The organism is Parolsenella sp. LCP21S3_E11, assembly GCF_052118165.1.
GTDB lineage: Bacteria > Actinomycetota > Coriobacteriia > Coriobacteriales > Atopobiaceae > Parolsenella.
On record NZ_JBQKHS010000001.1, the window covers coordinates 97,926 to 116,335 of the forward strand.

An 18,410-nucleotide genomic window follows, 5' to 3' on the forward strand; every position below is an offset into this window, starting at 1 on the left:
TCGCTCAGAGCCTTCTCGTCAGCCGAACCAGGGGATGTCGACGCCGGGGACCCCGCCGCCCGACGGAAGCTCTGCGCTCGTGGCGTAGGGCTCCCATTCGTTGACGCGGCTCCTCATGCCTTGGACGTCGAGGACGCCCTCCGCGAAGCCCTTTCGCACGAGCTCGGGCGGGAGCAGGCTGTCGTACTTCTCGAAAACCGGGACCTCCGTCGGGCCGAGGAGGTCGAGGGGGTCGAAGGGTTTGTTCGCCTCGTCGATGAGGGTTCGAAAGAACTCGCCGGGGCCCGCGCTCATGCGGAACTGCAGGTAGTAGGGGCGAGTCGGGTCAAGGCCCTTGATGCCGAGCTGTTTTGCGCACTTGTGCTTGATGAGGCGCTCGAGGGCGAGGAACGCGTAGCTTCCAAGCCAGGGGAAGAGTGCCCACGTGTCCTCCCCTAGGTTGATGAGGGGCGTGCGATCTATGTCCGCGCCGGCGGCTGCGCGGCGCGCGACGGCGAGACGTACCGTTGCGTTGCGCATGAGGAACGGATAGTTGCAGCGCTCCTCAAGGACGCGACGCATGCGCTCGAGCACGTGCGTGTGGATATCGCCGGCGCACTCGCCAAAATAGGCGGGCACGCGGCCCTTGATCTTTGTGACGTAGACGACGAGACGCTTGTGATCGACCTCGTCGACCATCCAGGTGGCGCCGGCGATGGCGACCTTGCCGCCCGGGGGCGGTGGCGCGACGAGCGTGCCAAGATCTGCTGAGTCGCTGCGGACGGTGTACTCGATGTTCTCCTGAAAGACGCCGTAGAACTTGTACGAATTGACGACGCGTTCTCCGGCGAGGCCGACGATAAGCGTCCCCGCCTCCGTGAGCTCGAGATAGTCCGTCTCGAGGAGATGGCGGAGCAGGACCTTGAAGTCATCCGGACTCACGCGCCTGAACACGGTGAGGTTGAGTACCCTGCCCGCGAGCTCGCTCGCGGAGAGCTCGCCCTCGCTGGCGAGCGTGGCGAGCGTCTGGTGAAGCAGAAGGCTGTAGGGGAGGCGGTCGAGGCGAGGCGGCTCTACCCAGCGCTCCTCGAGGTAGAGTTGGACGAGGGCGATGCCCTGGAGGAGCTTCCACGGGATGGTCTCCGGGAGGAGGGCCCTGACGTCAGGGTGATCCTCGCGCATGACGAACCACATCTCGGGTGGGCGCTCTCGGCGGCCGGTGCGACCCATGCGCTGGAGGAACGCGCTCACCGTGAAGGGGGCGTCGATCTGGAAGGCGCGCTCCAGGCGGCCGATATCAATCCCCAGTTCAAGGGTGGCCGTGGTGACCGTGGTCATGCACTGCGTCTCGTCGCGCATGAGATCCTCCGCGGACTCGCGAATCGAGCTCGAGAGGTTGCCGTGGTGGATCAGGAAGCGATCCGGCTCGTGCGCGAGCTCGCAGTAACGACGGAGTTCCGTGCAGTAGGCCTCTGCGTCCTCGCGGGAGTTGGCGAAGAGCAGGCATTTCTTGTTGCGTGAGTGCTCGAAGACATAACCGAGTCCGGGGTCGGCCTCCTTGGGGGCGGCGTCTGTGGCGACATCGAGCGTGGGACAGATGAAGAAGTTGTCGTCGATTTCATCGGGCTCGATGGGGGACGGGGCGGCGAGGGAGGTTTCGTCGTCTCTTGAGGCGACGGCGGGGCCAGACACGCAGCCGCCGTCTTCGCCTGTGGTCTCTACGCTGCCGGTGTTTGTGGGGTCAGCATCGGCACCGCTTGTGGAGCCAGCGCTAGCGCCGTTTGCGGACTCGGCGTAGCCTGCGGACCCGGCATTGCTTGCGGGCTCGGCGCTGCTGCTTGACGCCTTGCGAGCGTCCGCTGCCCTTCGTGACGCGTCGAAATCGCGAAGCGAGCGCAGCGCCTCGGCGAGCGAGGCATCTCCCGCCTGCTCTCCATCGAGGTAGAAGTGCTCCATCGAGAGATTCCATACGCGCTCAGGCTCCTGAACGCGCGGAACCACCCATCCTCGACCCGTGCCTGCGGACAGGAATGCGCCGGCGGCGTCCGGGTCGCCGATCGTGGCGGAAAGCCCGATGCGGCGCGGGTTGACGCTCGCGATGCGACCGAGGCGTTCGATGAGCGAAATCGTTTGGCCGCCGCGGTCTCCGCGCAGAAGCGAGTGGACCTCGTCGATTACGACGAAGCGAAGGTCGTTGAACAGATGCGGGATGGCCGAGTGCTTATGGAGTAGAAGCGCCTCGAGTGACTCTGGCGTGATTTGGAGGATGCCGCTCGGCTTCTTGAGGAGCTTGGCCTTGTGGCTCGAGGAGACGTCCCCGTGCCAGCGCCAGACGGGGATGTGCGCCTCGTCACAGAGATCCCCCAGGCGGAGGAACTGATCGTTGATGAGGGCCTTGAGGGGGCCGATGTATATGGCGCCTACGCTCGCGGGAGGGTTCTCGTCGAAGAGCGTGAGGATGGGGAAGAACGCGGCCTCCGTCTTGCCGGACGCGGTTGACGCGGTGAGCAGGACGTTGTCATCCGTGTTGAAGATGGCTTCGGCGGCAGCCACCTGGACGCCACGGAGGTTCTCCCACTCATGGTCATAGATGAAGTCCTGGATGAAGGGTGCATAGCGAGAGAAGGTATCCATCAGAGCTTGAACCCGGAGAAGTCTCTGCTGGATGTGCCTTCAGCGGGACGGCTCGCGCCCGCGATGGTGGAGGCTGTGCCAGCGGCGCCGGACCCATCGCTTGCGAGAATGCTCTCGATCGTGGTGCCGGGGTTCTGGTGGAGGATGTCGAGAAGCTCGACGAAGTCGCGGATGACCTCGCGCGGGGTGAGATGGGTATCCGCGCCGACGCGCCCGTACTCGAGCTGGAGGAACCTGACGAGGTCCTCCGTTCCAAGCGTGCGCTCATACCCGAAGTAGCCCGCATGAATATCCGAGAGCTTCTCCGTCAGGACGAGAAGCTCCTCATAGGTGAGGGGATTCAGCTTGATGACGGGTGCGAGCATGTCATACATGCCCTCGCGGGCGAAGCGGCCCTCTGCCAAGCGTGAGCGCAGAGCTTCGTACGAGTAGACTCCGCGGCGGCGGTCCTCGATTGATTGCGGAGTGCCGCCCATGATGATGCCCAGGTGGTGCGCCTTGCCCTGGAGCGTGTCGTTGTACATCGTGAGGATCTTCTCGTAGTTGTACTGGCGGGTGATGGCGTTGGGAATCTTGTAGAGGTTCACCAGCTCATCGATGAGGATGAGCATGCCCTGATAGCCGGCGCCCACGAGGAACTGCGCGAGGAGCTTGAGGTAGTCATACCAGTCATCATCGCCGATGCAGCAGGAGATCCCGAGCTCGCCACGGGCCTCGGTCTTGGTGCGGTACTCGCCGCGGAGCCACCTGAGGACGGCGGCACGGCGCTCGTCATCCCCCTGGGCGCTGGCCTCGTGATAGGCGCGCAGGATGCGGGCGAAGTCGAACCCGTGGACCATCTCCTCGAGCGGGGCGCATGCTGCGGCGAGGGCTGCCTCCGTGCCGGCGGGGGAGGCGTCAATGGTGGCGACCCAGCGATCGAGCACGAGTTGGAGCGCGCCGCCCTCCGGACGCGTCTTGGTCGAGAGGTTGCGAATGAGCTCGCGATAGGTGGCGAGGCCCTGCCCGGCGGTGCCCTGGAGGCGACGCTCTGGCGAGAGGTCTGCGTCTGCAACGACGAAGCCCTTGCCCATCGCATGCGTGCGGATCGTCTGGAGCAGGAAGCTCTTGCCCGCGCCGTAGCGACCTACGAGGAAGCGGAAGCTGGCACCGCCGTTGGCGATAAGGTCGAGGTCATGGAGGAGGGCGCGAATTTCAGTCTCGCGGCCGACCGTCACGTAGGGCAGGCCGATGCGCGGCACCACGCCACCCTTGAGCGAGTTGATGATGACGGCGGCGATGCGCTTGGGCACGCGTGGCTTGGCGGCGGGCGCATCAGCGGATAGCTCCATCTGGCTTGTGTTTTCACTCATAGGAGAGGGCCTCCCTCACGTCTTCTGCGTAGTCGTCGATGATAGCGGGCATGCCGGACACTAAACCGTCGAACTCGAGCGCGGTATCTCCAAGCAAGTCAAAGAGCTTCTCGTTGATGGAGTCCACGAGCATGTCGAGCGATGTGCCTGCGGGGACCTCCCATGGGGTGCCATCGAGAAGTGACTGAAGAAGCTCGAGCTCAATGGCGGTGAGGCCATAGGGTGCCGGCGTTGTTTCCGCGGAAGAATCTTCGGTGGGTGCTACGACCTGCGGCGTGGGGGCCGCGGGCGACACCGCTTCAGCCGCGGCTGGCATCGCCTCTGCCGCGGGCGACACGGCCACTGCTGCCGCCGACGTCACTGCCGCGGCCGACACAGCCTCATCCTCTCGTTCCTCGTCGATGAGGAGCGAATCGCACGTTGCGTTTGCCGCGGCGCGAATGCCGGCGAGTTGGGAGAGGTCGACCCGAACGGCCCTTGCCTCGCGATCCGCCTCCCAAGCGAGGCGGTTCTCTATCTGCTCCGCGACGATCTTGTCGAGGTACTTGGGCGCGTCTTTCTTGGTGAGCGGATGGGGATAGTCAATCGCGACACGCAGGCGCTGGTCGATCAGACGGAGAATGGCTCCGAGCTTGGAGCTGCGTTTGGCGGTAGTCAGGAATCCCTCGTGATACCAGCGCCCCTTGGCGCAACCGTAGCGATTGCATGGGCTTATCTCGTAAACCGTGTCTTCGTGGGGGCTACCCGTCCAGAAGACGGCGTTCATGAACATGACGTAGGGGAAGGCCTGTGAGCTGCCGAAAAGATCTTCGACAAGGCCAGATTTGCGGTGCTTCTCGTAATAGAGGGCAAGCTCAGCGATAGCGGAGCAGGTCACATGGCGGAGCGTCTCCGGACGGTCGCGATAGAGGCGGCTTACGCGCGGCCGGTAGGTGGACAGCGGGTCGAGTGCGGAGAAGAGCCGCTCCTCCTCCGGCCTGTCTGCACCGGCGAGAACCATTGCTCGCGCATCTTGTTTGCGAGGCTTTTTCTGGGGCGTCGCCGCCATCCAAGAGCCGAGGGACTCCGTGAGGCTGACGAGCGCTTCGTCAAAGGCGGTATTTACGTACGGAGCGAGGTAGGACGCGTCAAGCCCATGCCAGACCGCGTAATCGCGGAGCCAGCGCGTTACGTAACGTTGCAGCTCGGGGTAGGTGTCCTCGTGAGTCTTCCAGAAATGCTCGATGGCAAGGAAACCCTGCTCAGCCCTAGTGAGACCTTCGCGGCTACGCCCGATGGGCTCGTGTTCGATGCCAATGCTGGCGATTAGCTCATAGAGGTGAACAAACGCAAAGGAGAGGGGCGCCTTAGGGGTCTCCTCTCCGCGACGGATGGCGCTTCTCCATGAGAAATAGCCTCTGAGCTGGCGATCATTCATATCCACGTAAGTGGGGAAATAGCGCTCGAACGAGCCGTGATACTCGACGTCGTCCTCGTAATCCTCCATGAAGAGCGCTTGCTTGGTGAAGAGCTGGGCGCCAATCATCCCACGACCTTCGGGCGAGAGCGCCATCTCGCGCATCTCTTGGATGCGCGGGGGGACATAGCTGGCCATTTGGGAGCCGCGCATGAGGATGGGCTCATCCGTGAAGACGCGGTCTACGAAGTCGCTGCGGCGGAGGCTGGGGCTCTGGAGGAGCATGTCGAGAACTTCTTGAGCGGTAGATCGCATCATGCCTCCCTCCCGAGCCAGCCTTAGGGACGCCTATGATAGCACTGATTGCGAACATCTGTTTGACTTGCTTCTCCCAGGTGGCGCGAGGGAAGCCGGGCCTTGGGTCAGAACCAGGCTGCGGGTCAGAATCAGGCTTTGGGCCAGAACCGGGCCGCGCGCCAGGACCAGGCCGCGCGCCGGAGCCGGGCTTTGGACCGCTTGAGCTTAGAACCAGGGGAGCCCCGCGCATGCGGCGGCGATGAGCACGGCAGGCAGCATGTTTGCCGGCTTGAACGTGCGAGGCCAGATGAGGTTGATTCCCACGCAGAAGATGAGTACAGAGCCTACGAGGGTGAGGTTGGCGAGCGCCGCATCAGATAGGACTGGGGCGATAAGCGTGGCGAGTGCCGTGACGAGTCCCTGGAAAACGCCAACCGAGAGCGCGGAGAAGATGCAGCCCTTGCCCATAGACGCCGCCATCGCGCAGACGATGATCGCGTCGATGGAGCCTTTGAGCGCGAGGGCGGACCAATCGCCCGCAAGGCCGTCTTGGATGGAACCCACAATGGCCATCGCACCGACCGAGAGGGTGAGCGATGCGGTGACGAAGCCGTCGACGAAGCGGGGGGTCGCCGGAGCTGCCAGTGTGGTCGCGCAGCCATTTTCCGAGGTCATCGAAGCGAGCATCGATGTCGATGACCTCGCCGATGACCGTACCGAGCGCCATCGACACGACAAGCATCATCGTGCCCGACGTGGAGAGGAGAACGGTTCCGTCTTCCGCAACGGTGGCGACGAGCATGTGCTGGAGCGTGCCTGCGATGCCAACGAATACGATGCACGCGCCGCATGCGCGGAGAAGCGCGTCTTGCAGGCGCTCCGTGACGAGCGAGCTGGCGGCGAGGCCGATGAGCCCGCCGATAATGATCAGGATGACGTTGATGAGGGTACCGAGGCCGGGCATTGGGCTCCTTAACTGGTTTGCGCGGTCCTTTAGTATACAGGCGGCCGACAAGCGGCATCTGCGCTCGCGCCTCGATTCTTGCGATGCGTGCGGTATGGATGACGCGTATAGTAGCCTCAAACCCGAGAAACGGAGGACGCATGGTCTACCCTGACAGGATTGTCGACTTCGCCTTCTGTCCTTATCCCTGCTACCAATACCTGGCAGACCTGGCTGACCCCGAGGATTGGGGCCCGGATAACAGGATATTGCTCAACTACATCGACTTCACGTACCGTCGTGCCGCGTACCTGCAGGAACGCGTCGATGAAGAGGGGAGAGGGAAGTCCTTCATCGTGTTGGATGGCGATTTCGCCTGCTTCAATACGGGGCTTTTCACGCCGCGCTTCGAGGCGATATACGCATTGTTCCAGCCCAACAACCGCCCAGGTGCCCAGCCATGGTTCCTTAAGGGCTTCTTTAAGTCGAGCGACTTGGCGCTGTCAGAGGTTGACGAGCTCCCTGCCCGCGTTCATTACACCGATAACCCCGCAGACCTCATTTACGATTTCCACCTGCGGGTTCGTCCGAATATCGATCATATTTTGGGCGATAAGAACAACTTGGCTCGCATCCCGGAACAACTTCGTGGCGAGGGAAACGAGTGCTTGCTGCGCCGGGCCTTTGAGGGCGCCGTTGCGGAGGCCGAGCGCCGCGCGGCTGCGAACTACACCATTGCGGTGCCGCAGTACTACAACGGGCGCATCCAGCTGCTTCTGCCACTTCGCCTTACGGGCAGCCAGCCGGAGCTCGCGTTGACTATCTGCCGTGAGGACGGGTTCTATTCTGCGCGAACGTGCCTTACGCTTGATATGGCATATAACAATGCGCGCCAGATTTGCCGTCCGATGGCGAGTTGGCTGGCAAAGTAGGGCCAGGAAACTGAGCGTGTGCCAGATGGGGCGTCGGGGGTATCGGACGGCATCTTGGTACGTTGCGCTGCGTACGAACGCCGCGCGTGCCCCGCCGCGCCAGTGGTTTCCGTTTGCCTTTTCGGGCAGGTGACGGCTTGGACCACGCTGGTTGGCTTATCAGACAGACTTATGTAATCCCACTCGGTCGAATGGATACAATAACCGCAGGTGACTGGGCCTAGTACGGGAGAGAGCGTCATGGCACGCGTAAAGAAGACCATGCTTTGGCGTGACGTCCTCGCCACGTTCAAGAAGTCGAGGGGACGCTTCTGCTCCATTGTCTGCCTTATCGCCCTGGGCTCCTTCGCTCTCGTGGGCCTCAAGGTCGCGGGCCCGGATATGCGCGCGACTTCCGCCCGATTCTTCGACCGCTACGACATGGCGGACGTTACCGTTATTGGCGACCTTGGCCTTGACGCCGATGACCAGGCGGATATCAAAGCGACTCCCGGCGTCCGCGAGGTCGAGTTCGGCTACCTCAAGGACGTCACGATTGCGGACACCAATGATTCCATTCGACTCGAGTCGGTCCCTGAGCGCGTAAGTCAGTTTGAGATCGTTGACGGTCGCATGCCTTCGGCTCCTGACGAAATAGCCGTCGACTCCTTCCTCGCAGATCGCTTTCCGCTCGGCTCGATGGTCGACCTGGTCGAAAAGGCCGGCATGGGTGGCAGCACGGTGCTGACGCAGACGCACTTCCGCGTTGTGGGACACGTGAGCTCGACGGAGATCATCGCGAGCGTGAACAAGGGCAAGACAACGGTGGGAACGGGTGACCTTACGGGATATGCCGTGGTAATGCCCGGCGTCTTCAATGCGGACTATCGCATGGTTGCGCGTCTTACGTTTGATGACACCGAGGGTCTCGACCCGTATGGCGCTGAGTACCTCGCACGCGTCGCGGCTCATAAGGAGGAGCTTGCCACCGCGCTCACACGCGCACCGCAGCGCCGTCTTGCTGCGGTGCGCGCGGAGTTTGACGACAAGATCGCTGATGGCCAGGCGACCCTCGACAACGCTCGTCAGCAGCTCTCCGATGCCAAAGCAGCGCTAGATGATGCTGCCGCGAGACTCGCAGATGGACAAGTGACCCTCGATGACACTTGGTCACAGCTTGAGGCGGCTGCCGCGCGGCTGGCGGGTGCGCGCGAAACGCTTTTCGCTTCCCGCGATCGTCTTGCAGATGCCCGCGCCCAGCTAGACGAAGGAGAACGACAGCTTGCCGAGGCGCGCTCCCAATACGCGGCGTCCGTCCAAGCCCTCGATGACGCCAAGGTGGCAGCGGAGCAGCAAACGGCCCAGACGCAGGCGCAGATTGACGTCCAGCGTGCGGACGTTGCGCAAAAGAGGGACCAGCTTGAGCAGGCATACGCCGCCGGCCTCATCGACGACGCGAGCTACATCCAGCAATCAGCGCAGCTCGATGCCGTTGAGCAGCAGCTTTCCTCGGCTCAGGTGGCTCTTGACCAGCAAGTCGCGAACGGTCAGGCAGAGTTTGCCGCCAAGCAACAGGAGCTCGATGCCGTCTCCGCGCAGATTGACGCAAGCGCCGAGAAGCTATCCGCAAGCCAGGCTGAGTACGCCGCCGGCAAGGCCACCTATGACGCCGGCATGGTCGAGTACAACGAGGGGCTCGCTGCCTATCAGCAGGGCCGCGCCGCGTATGACGAGGCGGCGGGCATGCTTGCCCAAAAGCGCTCCGAATACGAGTCTGCTCTCGCGGAGTACAACGAGGCCTTACCCGATGCCGAGCGTGAGATCGCCGACGGCGAGGCCTCCCTCGTCGATGCGCGCGAGCAACGAGATTCCATCGACCAACCGGCTTACGCCGTCGACTCGCGTCGAGAAACCCCGGGCTCAGAAGGTTATAAGACCTACAGCAGCGTGAGCGAGATCGTCGATTCTCTCGCGGACGTCTTTCCTTACTTTCTCTACCTGGTGGCGGCACTCGTGGCATCGACCACGATGACTCGCATGGTGGATGAGGAACGCGTGAACTCCGGCACCCTCAAGGCCTTGGGGTACCGTGACCGCGACGTCATGCTTAAGTTTGTGGTCTATGGGGCTACGGCGGGAGGCATTGGCGCGCTTGTCGGCATCGCACTCGGCCATACGCTGATGCCATTCATCGTCTTTAGCGCCTATGGTTCGAAGTTCGTGCTGCCACCCATCGAGATGCACTTCCACCCGCTGGTGAGCGCGGCCGCCTTTGCGCTGGCCCTGGCCGTCTCGGTTGGCCCGGCGGTGGCGGTGGCCAAGCGAAGTCTAGCGGAGAAACCCGCCCAGCTCCTCCTCCCCAAAGCTCCGGCCGCCGGCTCGAAGGTCATCCTCGAGCGCATCTCGCCGGTGTGGAATCGTCTCAACTTTACGCAGAAGGTCACCTGCAGAAACCTCCTTCGCTACAAGAAGCGCATGCTCATGACCGTCATTGGCGTGGCGGGTGCCGTATGTCTCATGTTCTGCGGCTTTGCCGTTCGAAACTCCATCAACGGCCTTGCCGAGGCCCAGTTTGGCGACATCATCGGCTATGACTTAATCGTTGCCGAGAATAGCCACGTGAGCGAGGACGAGCGCGCGGGGATAGATGCCGAGCTCGCCTCCAGTGCTGTCGCCAGTCACCTGCCTGTGCGCTACGAAAGCGTGACCAAGCGGGGCGGCGCCAAGGGCGATGACCAGAAGATCAATCTCCTTGTCCCGGAGGACGTGAGCGCTTTTGCTGGTTACCTGCGCATTCGCGAGCGCTCGACCGGCAGGGCGCTCGAGCTTTCCCCGGATGGCGCCGTGATTTCCGAGCGCCTCGCGAGCCTCATCGGCCTGCGCGTAGGGGATACTCTCACGTTCAAGGATGCGGACGGCCGCGAGTGCAGCGTGCGTGTGGCTGGCATCTGCGAGATGTACATGGAGCACTTCATGTTCATGAGTGCGGAGGCCTACCAGAAATGCTTCGGCAAGCCCCTGGAGACGAATGCCTTTGTCGTGAACCTGGCGGACAGCGGCACGACGGCGATTCGCTCCGAGGCGGCGCGCTTCATGGGCCTTTCGGGTGTGATGGGGTGTGTGCAGAGTGCGGCGCTTATCGACCAGATCAACGTCGTGGTGAAGTCCCTCAACATGATCATGGGCGTGCTTATCGTGGTGGCGGTGCTGCTGGCGGTGGTGATCGTCTACAACCTCGTGACCATCAACGTGGCGGAGCGCATCCGCGAGCTATCCACGATCAAGGTCCTCGGTTTCTATCCACGCGAAGTCACGATGTACATCTATCGCGAGACAATCATCAACTCGTGTCTTGCGCTGCCGGTTGGCTGGCTGCTCGGCTGGATGCTGCAGCAGTACATCATCGCCGCCGTGCCGCCGGAGAACGTGATGTTCGATCCTGCTTGCGGGTGGCTCCCCTTCGTGGTATCGACAGTCGTCATCGTGCTCGTGGTTGCGGCGATGTATGCGGTCGTCAACCGGTATCTGCGCCGTGTCGACATGCTCGAGGCACTCAAGAGCGTGGACTAGGCGGAAACGAGAATCGCGGTCGGTTACAGATCCAGGACGAAAAGGGCCGGCAGGGGAGCGTCCCCTGCCGGCCACATGTTAGTGCGCGCAAACAATATATGTGCGTGAAGAGGCTGGCATTGGAACCGGCGCACATCTTGCGCGGCCTGCCGCTCCGCAATCCCTAGAAGGAGTCGTTGCCAGAAGCCCTCTGCTGCTCGATGCGCTTCTTGTGGATAGCGCGACGCGCGTTGAGCCAGCACAGCAGAACCGTAAAGGCCTGGTCAACCTCTTCGTCTGTGTACTGAGACCTCACGATGGACATCGACTCGCCAAAGTGAATCGCATCATAGTGCTCATGCGCGGCGTTGAGCTCGAGGCCCTTCTCGCTCAGCTCGAGGAACTGGCGGTTGTCCATACCCTCCGCTTTGTTCTTGACGATAAGGCCGCGCGCGACGAGCCTGTTCACGATTTGGGAGAACGCGCCCTTGGTCTTGCCAAACGCGAGCGCCATGTCGGTGAGCGTGACGCCCGGGTGATCGGCGATGTACTTGATGACGTGGGTCTCCCAGGCGGTGTATGCCTCGCCGGTGCCGTAGTCATGGGGCTTCTTCGTTCCGGAATAGAAAGAAGACATCTGATGGAGGATGTCACATGCCGTGACGTCGTCAATGGGGTGACGAATGCCGTCATTGGGTACTGGCTGCGTCATATACAACCTCCCTTCATTCGAGGTAACCGTATGAGTTTACTAATAAAACATACAGTATTAATAGGGGAATGGCGATACCGTTCGCGGCCGATAAACTACCGTTCATAGTTTAAGTGTAAAACAACGCAAGTTAGCGTCTAAACTACGGCGATGTAGATGCTAAACAACGCCATGGCAAGCCAGTTCGCATCTGGTCGTTTTATAACCTCAAAGAAAAGAGGAAGTGAGTCGATGAGTCCTGCAATCTCTGTTCTTCTGACGCTGATTTACATCGCATTCGTCGTGCGTTGCGTCCTGAAGAAGGTCAACTCCGTCTTCATCTTCATGATGTCCGGCATCGCTGTTCTGATGGCCTATTCCGCCTTCACCGGCACCTCCGTCCTCGGTGAGGACACCACCGGTAACATCCTCCTCGACTGCGTCGTGTTCGCGAAGAACTGCTTCTCCAAGAACATGAGCGGCGTCGGCCTCACGCTTATGATGGTCACCGGCTACGCGATGTACATGACGCACATCGGTGCCTCCACCAAGCTGGCCTTCCTCGCCACCAAGCCCCTCGGTGGCATCAAGAACCCCTACATCGTTCTGAGCTTCCTGTTCCTCATCGGCTGCGCTCTTAAGCTCGTTATCCCCAGCGCTTCCGGCCACGCGATGCTCCTTATGTCCATCGCCTTCCCGATCATGATCTCCCTCGGCATCAGCCCGCTCTCCGCGTGCACCGCCGTCGTCATGGGCAGCTTCCTTGACTGGGGCCCCAACGACTCCTCCGCCATCTTCGCCGCTGAGAAGGTCGTCGGCGTCCCGATGATTGACTACTTCATGCAGTGGCAGCTCCCCGTCGGCGTCATCCTGTCCGTTATCGCCGCCATCCTTCTTCCCATGTGGCTCAACCACTGCGACAAGAAGGCCGCCGCTTCTGAGGGCGTCGAGGGTCTCCAGCACGAGGCCGTCAAGGATTCTGACTGCCCGGTTTGGTACTCCATCTTCCCGGTTGCCCCGCTCGTCATCATCATTGCCTGCGCCTTCAGCCCCATCAAGATGGACGTCGCCGTCGCGAACCTGCTCTGCCTGCTCGTCGTCTTCCTCATCGAGCTTGCCCGTAAGCGCGACAAGGTCGTCACCGACGACATGAGCTTCGTCATGAAGGAGATGGGTGGCGCCTTCGCTCGCGTCGTCTCCATCCTCTCTGCCGCCGCCATCTTCGCTGAGGGCATCAAGCTCCTCGGTGGCCTGACGGTCGTCTCCGGCCTCCTCGCCGAGGCCAACGGTGCCCCGATCATCGTCGTCCTCTGCATGTCCTTCATCACGTTCTTCGGTGCCTTCATCCTCGGCTCTGGCAACGCCTCTTGGTACGCCTTCGGCCCGCTCGTCCCGGATATGGCCACCACCATGGGCATGGCCACCCAGAGCATCGCCGTCCCGATGCAGCTCGCCACCGCTATGGGCCGCTCCATGTCCCCCGTCGCCGGCGTCATCATCGCCACCGCTGGTATGGGCGGCATCGACCTGCAGGATCTCTCCAAGAGCTGCATGATCCCCTGCATCACCATGTTCCTGCTGAACGTCATCATCGGCTACGGCTGGACCCTGTTCTTCTAAGCCATTCGCAATTTAGCCCGGCCTAACCACCAGTACTATTTAGGTAATGCGTTGTTTTGCAGTCCGTTCTAACTCAGAAAGAAATGGAGCAAATCATGAGCCACGTTTACGATTTCGATAAGGGCGTTGATCGCCGCGGCACCGATGCCAAGAAGTTCGACCCGTCCCTCTGCCCGGACGACGTCCTCCCCTTCTGGATCGCTGACTCCGAGTTCCAGAGCCCGGTTGAGCTCACCGAGGCCCTCCACAAGCGCGTCGACATGCCCCACTACGGCTATCCCTACATCGACTCCGCTTTCGAGAACGCCGTCGCTCGTTGGTACAAGGTTCGTCACAACACCGTGCTGAACCCCGACTACATCGACTTCTCGCCGAACGTCATCATGGCCATGATCTGGACCGTCAAGGAGTTCTCCGCCGTGGGCGATAAGATCCTCCTCCAGACCCCGGTTTACCCGCCGTTCCACGGCCTCATCAAGAACAACGGCCGTCAGCTCGTCTACAACGAGATGAAGCTCATCGACGGTCGCTACGAGATCGACTGGGAGGACCTCGAGAAGAAGCTCAAGGATCCCGCCCTCAAGGTCATGTTCATCTGCAACCCGCAGAACCCGACCGGCCGCAACTTCACCCGCGAGGAGCTCACTCGCATGGGCGAGCTCTGCCTTGCCAACGACGTCATGGTCGGCATCGACGAGATCCACGCTGACATTGTCTACGACGGCGGCGAGTTCATCCCGTTCTGCTCCATCTCCGAGGAGTTCGCTAACAACTCCATCACCTACGTCAACCCGGCCAAGACCTTCAACATCGCTGCCTTCCGCACCGCCGCTTGGTTCACGCACAACGAGAAGATTTACCGTCGCATGATGAACCAGCAGGCTTACGCCAAGGGCATGGGCCGCAACATCTTCGGCAACATCGCCCTCGAGGTCTGCTTCGGCCAGTGCGACGACTACGCTGATCAGTGCCTCGCTTACCTCAACGGCACCCGCGACATGTTCGTTGACTACATCAACGAGAACGTCCCGGGCATCACCGCCATCAAGCCCGAGGCCACCTTCATGAGCTGGCTCGACTGCCGCGGCCTCGGCTTCGAGACCCAGCAGGAGCTCAAGGACTTCATGTTCAACGACGCTAAGGTCCTGCTGAACGACGGCACCACCTTCGGCGCCAAGGAGGGCTTCGGCTTCATGCGCTTCAACTTCGCCGCTCCGCGTTCCATGGTCATGGAGGGCGCTAAGCGCATCGAGGCTGCCGTCAAGGCTCGTGCCTAGTTCTTACGCGCCAAGCGACTAAAGCCAAGCTGCACTAAGTAGCTGACAGCGGGGTGGGGCGGAGAAATCCGTTCCACCCCGTTTCTGTTTAGTCCCGTCTGTTTAGTAACGTAACTATGCGGGTAGAAGTGCGGCAGAGAAGAGCGGGGTTTGCGCCTCGTGTGTCAGTGCGATAGGAGGGTCATACGATGACCAACGAAGAACTGCTTGAGATCGGCACCGCTGATGGCGCGCTTGTCGCGCTTGTCTCCGAGACCGGTGAGGTCGTTTGGAGCGCCCAGAAGAGCCCGGCTGGCACCATCGTCAAGGCGATGCTCGCCAACGAGGTTCCCGGCGCGTACGCCCTCGTGGCCACTCAGCTTGGCGCCGCGCTTTCGACCGTGGGCGGCAAGCTTGGCGTGAAGAGGTATGCGTGCCGCCAGCTCTCCAAGCCGGGCCGCCGTTTCCTCGAGGCTGCCGGTGTCGAGTTCTATGCCGAGGAGGACATCGAGCTCGTGAAGTCCTCGAAGGACCCCTCGAAGGTCTGCCCCGTTGAGGCTGCCCTCTCCGAGATGGAGACCGCAGAGGAGATGTGGGCCTTCCTCGAGAAGAAGTTCTCCTCCGAGGAGAACCCGAGCTGCAGCGTGCCCTGGGCTAAGTAGGAGAAGGGCACTTCCTTTCCATGGGTTAGTCTCCACAAACTAAACGCTTACGAAGGGATGGCGTTTCGTGGTAGGGTTGCCCATGCAACATAGGATGTAGTCGCAGCCATGCATACGCATACGGGCGAGATGAAGTTCAGACTTCGTCTCGCCCGTTTTTTTGTTGGTGCGGCTACCGCCGCAGGCACATCCTGCGGAGACAAACGGTGAGGAATCGCCCACATATGCCTACTAACAAGCGAGAGAGCCTGATCTTCACCGTCATCATGTGCTTCTGCATGGTGCTCTGGATGTCTATCTACAACGTCGCGCGCATGTACGGACACGTTGGGATTGACGTCATCGTCGACGCGTGGGTCGGCTTCCCGCCCGCCTACATCTTTGCGATGCTGTGCGACGTGTTTGTCGCGGGACCGCTCGCCAAAGGCTTCGCGTTCAAGTACCTCGTGACCCCGGGCAAGAGCTCTCCTCGCGCCATGACGCTGGCCGTCTCTGGCTGCATGGTAGTGCCGATGGTCGTCATCATGTCGCTCTACGGCGCCTTTGAGGGGGCCTTCCATGCCGGTACGCTCGCCATTGTCCCCATGGCCTGGATCACGAACATCCCCTGGAACTTCGTGATGGCCCTGCCGTGGAACCTCCTCGTCGCCGGCCCCTTCGCTCGCTTTGTGTTCCGTCGCGCGTTCCCCATGGGGACCGTGCTTGAGGAGCCGGTCGAGCTGGCGGACCTCGGGGTCATTGACGGCGAGGACGAGGCGGATGTCTTCGCAGCCGAGGCGGTGTAGCCAGACCTATACTCAGGGGAGGTGGGCTTACGAGACCCGCGTTTCCTCGGCTGGGAGGCATTGCATGGAGATTGACGGCATCCAGATTAAGAAGGTGGCGTCGGTCGGTGCCGGCGTCATCGGGTATAGCTACGCGCTTAAGTTTGCGATGGCTGGGCTTGACGTGTGGGCGCAGAACCGCACGGAGGATTCGAGCGAGCTCGCGCGCGAGCGTGTGGCGGCATCGCTAGAGTCCCTCGTGAAGAATGGCGTCTATACGGAGGAAGAGTCGGCGGCAATCGCGGGGCGTATCCATTACACCACCTCCATTGCCGAGGCGGTCGCGGGGGCACAGTTCATCCAGGAGTCCTCGGCTGAGCACTATGAGGTCAAGTGGGAGCTCGTGAAGGAGATCGAGGAGGCGGCAGAGCCAGACGCCATCGTTGCGAGCTCGACGTCTGGCCTGCTCGTGACCGAGATCGCCAAGAACGCCAAGCACCCGGAGCGCTTCTGTGGCGGCCATCCCTACAACCCGCCTCACCTCATTCCGCTCGTGGAGATCACGAAGGGCGAGAAGACCAGCGAGGAGACCGTCGAACGTGCCAAGGCGTTCTATACGGCTATTGGTATGGAGCCGGTCGTGCTGCAGAAGGAGGCCCTCGGCTTTATTTGCAACAGGCTTCAGATGGCACTGTACCGCGAGGTGGCGAACCTCGTGCTTTCCGGCGTGTGCAGCGTCGAGGACGCTGACAAGGCGGTGACCTTTGGCCCGGGCATTCGCTGGGGCATCATGGGGCCGTCTCTCGTGTTTGAGCTGGGCGGCGGCAAGGGCGGCGTGTCCGGCCTCATGAACCACCTCAATGACTCGATCAACCTGTGGCTTGAGGACATGGCGGACTGGAAGAGCTTCCCGCCCGAGTTTGCACAGGTGGCACAGGACGGCGTGAACGCCGAGCTTGCCGCGCGTCCCGCGGAGACGGGCAATACGCCCGAGAGCCTAGCGGAGTACCGCGACCACATGCTCATCGAGCTGCTGAAGCTCCACAAGAAGCTGTAGCGAAATGGAGGGCGAGCCTGACGATCTGGCTCGCCCTCTTGCTGTGAGATTGGGCTCGGGGCGATTGCCCGCCAATTCCTGTTCTTACAAAAAGCGCGCCTGCACGTTGACCGTGCGGGCGCGCTTTTGTTCTAGCGGGCTTTGGCGTCTCTACAGCGCGACGTAGGCGCGGAGAAGCTCGAAGGTGTTGCGGACGCCGTCCATGTGGGAGCGCTCGTAGTTGTGCGAGGCGTAGACGCCGGGGCCGATGAGGCCGTGTCGGATGTCGAAGCCGGCCGTGAGCGTGGCCTCGACATCAGAGCCGTAGTGCGGGTAGACGTCGATGGCGTAGTCGAGCTTCTTGGCCTTGGCCGCCGCTGCGAGCTCGCTCACGACGTCATAGTTGTACGGACCGCCCGAGTCCTTGGCGCAGATCGAAACCATGCGCTCGGTGCAGCCGAGGTCCGCACCTACGCAGCCCATGTCGACGCTGATCATGTCGCGGGTGTCCTCCGGCACGACACTGCCGCCGTGACCGACCTCCTCGTAAACCGTGAACAGCAGGGAGACCTTGCGGCAGAGCGTGATCTCGCCGGCGGCGACGGCGCGGGCGAAGCCGATGAGGATCGAGGCGGAGAGCTTGTCATCCAGGAAGCGGCTCTTGATGTAGCCGCTCTCCGTGATTGTGGTGCGTGGGTCCATGGCGATGATGTCGCCTGTCTGAATACCCAGAGCCAGGACCTCGTCCTTCGTGGTTACGTTCTCGTCGAGGAGGATTTCCATGTTCTTCTCGACCTGCTCGACCTTGTCGTCGGCGACGTGGGCGGAGGGCTCGGTGTTGAGGACGACGCCGGTGTAGGTGCGGCCGTCGCGCGTGTGGACGGTGCAGTTCTCACCGTCCGCGGTGCGCCACTGGTGTCCGCCGAGGGTCGTGGGGCGCAGGCGGCCATTGTCCTTGATGGAGCGGATCATGGCGCCGAGCGTGTCGATGTGGCTGGCGAGCACGAGGGGGTTGCCCTCGCCGCCCAGCTGGACGAGCACGTTGCCCTTGTTGGAGACCTCGGGCGAAAAGCCGAGCTCGGTGAGGGTCTTCACGAGGTAGTCCGCTGCATGCTTGGTGTAGCCGGTGGGGCTGGGGATGGCGGTGAGCTCCGTGAGGCGCTCCGCGATGTAGCTGAGGTTGGAATCCAAGGTTTGCTCCGTGGTCGTGGTTGTTGCTTGTCCTCCATTATCTGCCAGACGCGGGGCGAACGACGCCGAGGCTCGAGCGACGGCGCACAAAAAAGCGCCCCGGCTCGCGAAGGAACCGGGGTGCTTGAT

At 62.0% G+C, this 18,410-nt stretch carries 12 protein-coding genes and 1 pseudogene; 7 read left to right on the forward strand and 6 right to left on the reverse strand.

The window, feature by feature from the left end; translation table 11 throughout:
• Positions 1-18: 18 nt before the first annotated feature.
• The 4 genes and pseudogenes from ACTQ1Z_RS00530 to ACTQ1Z_RS00545 all read right to left on the reverse strand — a co-directional run bounded on the left by ACTQ1Z_RS00530 (position 19) and on the right by ACTQ1Z_RS00545 (position 6,622).
• Positions 19-2,613: a DEAD/DEAH box helicase gene (locus ACTQ1Z_RS00530; protein WP_441857867.1), complete on the reverse strand. Its 2,595-nt coding sequence runs from the start codon at positions 2,611-2,613 to the stop codon at positions 19-21.
• On the reverse strand, positions 2,613-3,965 hold the full coding sequence (locus ACTQ1Z_RS00535; protein ID WP_320680084.1) for an ATP-binding protein: 1,353 nt from the start codon (positions 3,963-3,965) through the stop codon (positions 2,613-2,615). The genes ACTQ1Z_RS00530 and ACTQ1Z_RS00535 overlap by 1 nt, the downstream gene beginning before the upstream one ends.
• Positions 3,958-5,679, reverse strand: a complete 1,722-nt coding sequence (locus ACTQ1Z_RS00540; RefSeq protein WP_441857870.1) for a TerB N-terminal domain-containing protein — start codon at positions 5,677-5,679, stop codon at positions 3,958-3,960. Before ACTQ1Z_RS00540 ends, ACTQ1Z_RS00535 begins: the two co-directional genes overlap by 8 nt.
• Before the next feature lie 204 nt (positions 5,680-5,883).
• Positions 5,884-6,622, reverse strand: a pseudogene (locus tag ACTQ1Z_RS00545) (DUF554 domain-containing protein).
• 140 nt (positions 6,623-6,762) lie between these two features.
• On the opposite strand from ACTQ1Z_RS00545, the gene ACTQ1Z_RS00550 reads away from it, so the two are divergent.
• Together ACTQ1Z_RS00550 and ACTQ1Z_RS00555 are read left to right on the forward strand one after the other, a co-directional pair.
• Complete coding sequence (locus ACTQ1Z_RS00550) at positions 6,763-7,533, forward strand: DUF3825 domain-containing protein (protein WP_441857873.1); 771 nt, start codon at positions 6,763-6,765, stop codon at positions 7,531-7,533.
• A gap of 240 nt (positions 7,534-7,773) precedes the next feature.
• Complete coding sequence (locus ACTQ1Z_RS00555) at positions 7,774-11,082, forward strand: FtsX-like permease family protein (protein WP_441857876.1); 3,309 nt, start codon at positions 7,774-7,776, stop codon at positions 11,080-11,082.
• A 163-nt stretch (positions 11,083-11,245) separates the two neighbouring features.
• Here the strand turns inward: ACTQ1Z_RS00555 and ACTQ1Z_RS00560 are convergent, their stop codons facing one another.
• Complete coding sequence (locus ACTQ1Z_RS00560) at positions 11,246-11,773, reverse strand: MarR family winged helix-turn-helix transcriptional regulator (RefSeq protein ID WP_320680076.1); 528 nt, start codon at positions 11,771-11,773, stop codon at positions 11,246-11,248.
• 231 nt (positions 11,774-12,004) lie between these two features.
• On the opposite strand from ACTQ1Z_RS00560, the gene dcuC reads away from it, so the two are divergent.
• The 5 genes from dcuC (at position 12,005) to ACTQ1Z_RS00585 (ending at position 17,111) form a co-directional block, all read left to right on the forward strand.
• Positions 12,005-13,372 carry a C4-dicarboxylate transporter DcuC gene (dcuC, locus tag ACTQ1Z_RS00565; protein WP_441857880.1) on the forward strand — a complete coding sequence of 456 codons (1,368 nt, stop codon included), beginning with the start codon at positions 12,005-12,007 and terminating at the stop codon, positions 13,370-13,372.
• Between the two features lie 95 nt (positions 13,373-13,467).
• The gene (locus ACTQ1Z_RS00570) at positions 13,468-14,649 is read left to right on the forward strand and encodes a MalY/PatB family protein (protein ID WP_441857883.1); all 1,182 of its coding nucleotides are present in this window, start codon (positions 13,468-13,470) and stop codon (positions 14,647-14,649) included.
• A 188-nt stretch (positions 14,650-14,837) separates the two neighbouring features.
• Positions 14,838-15,290 carry a DUF1893 domain-containing protein gene (locus tag ACTQ1Z_RS00575; protein WP_441857886.1) on the forward strand — a complete coding sequence of 151 codons (453 nt, stop codon included), beginning with the start codon at positions 14,838-14,840 and terminating at the stop codon, positions 15,288-15,290.
• Positions 15,291-15,514: 224 nt separating this feature from the next.
• Positions 15,515-16,075, forward strand: a complete 561-nt coding sequence (locus tag ACTQ1Z_RS00580) for a DUF2798 domain-containing protein (protein ID WP_441857889.1) — start codon at positions 15,515-15,517, stop codon at positions 16,073-16,075.
• A gap of 64 nt (positions 16,076-16,139) precedes the next feature.
• Positions 16,140-17,111, forward strand: coding sequence for a 3-hydroxyacyl-CoA dehydrogenase family protein (locus ACTQ1Z_RS00585; RefSeq protein WP_441857892.1), 972 nt, complete (start codon positions 16,140-16,142; stop codon positions 17,109-17,111).
• A gap of 150 nt (positions 17,112-17,261) precedes the next feature.
• Here ACTQ1Z_RS00585 and ACTQ1Z_RS00590 read toward each other — a convergent pair whose 3' ends face one another.
• On the reverse strand, positions 17,262-18,281 hold the full coding sequence (locus ACTQ1Z_RS00590; RefSeq protein ID WP_441857894.1) for a M42 family metallopeptidase: 1,020 nt from the start codon (positions 18,279-18,281) through the stop codon (positions 17,262-17,264).
• Between the last annotated feature and the right edge of the window lie 129 nt (positions 18,282-18,410).

Excerpts from the sequence above, each read along its gene's own strand:
- ACTQ1Z_RS00555 (WP_441857876.1), top strand. The coding sequence starts at position 7,774 with ATGGCACGCGTAAAGAAGACCATGCTTTGGCGTGACGTCCTCGCCACG.
- ACTQ1Z_RS00530 (WP_441857867.1), bottom strand. The coding sequence starts at position 2,613 with ATGGATACCTTCTCTCGCTATGCACCCTTCATCCAGGACTTCATCTAT.
- ACTQ1Z_RS00535 (WP_320680084.1), bottom strand. The coding sequence starts at position 3,965 with ATGAGTGAAAACACAAGCCAGATGGAGCTATCCGCTGATGCGCCCGCC.
- ACTQ1Z_RS00575 (WP_441857886.1), top strand. The coding sequence starts at position 14,838 with ATGACCAACGAAGAACTGCTTGAGATCGGCACCGCTGATGGCGCGCTT.
- dcuC (WP_441857880.1), top strand. The coding sequence starts at position 12,005 with ATGAGTCCTGCAATCTCTGTTCTTCTGACGCTGATTTACATCGCATTC.
- ACTQ1Z_RS00580 (WP_441857889.1), top strand. The coding sequence starts at position 15,515 with ATGCCTACTAACAAGCGAGAGAGCCTGATCTTCACCGTCATCATGTGC.
- ACTQ1Z_RS00585 (WP_441857892.1), top strand. The coding sequence starts at position 16,140 with ATGGAGATTGACGGCATCCAGATTAAGAAGGTGGCGTCGGTCGGTGCC.
- ACTQ1Z_RS00550 (WP_441857873.1), top strand. The coding sequence starts at position 6,763 with ATGGTCTACCCTGACAGGATTGTCGACTTCGCCTTCTGTCCTTATCCC.
- ACTQ1Z_RS00570 (WP_441857883.1), top strand. The coding sequence starts at position 13,468 with ATGAGCCACGTTTACGATTTCGATAAGGGCGTTGATCGCCGCGGCACC.
- ACTQ1Z_RS00560 (WP_320680076.1), bottom strand. The coding sequence starts at position 11,773 with ATGACGCAGCCAGTACCCAATGACGGCATTCGTCACCCCATTGACGAC.
- ACTQ1Z_RS00540 (WP_441857870.1), bottom strand. The coding sequence starts at position 5,679 with ATGATGCGATCTACCGCTCAAGAAGTTCTCGACATGCTCCTCCAGAGC.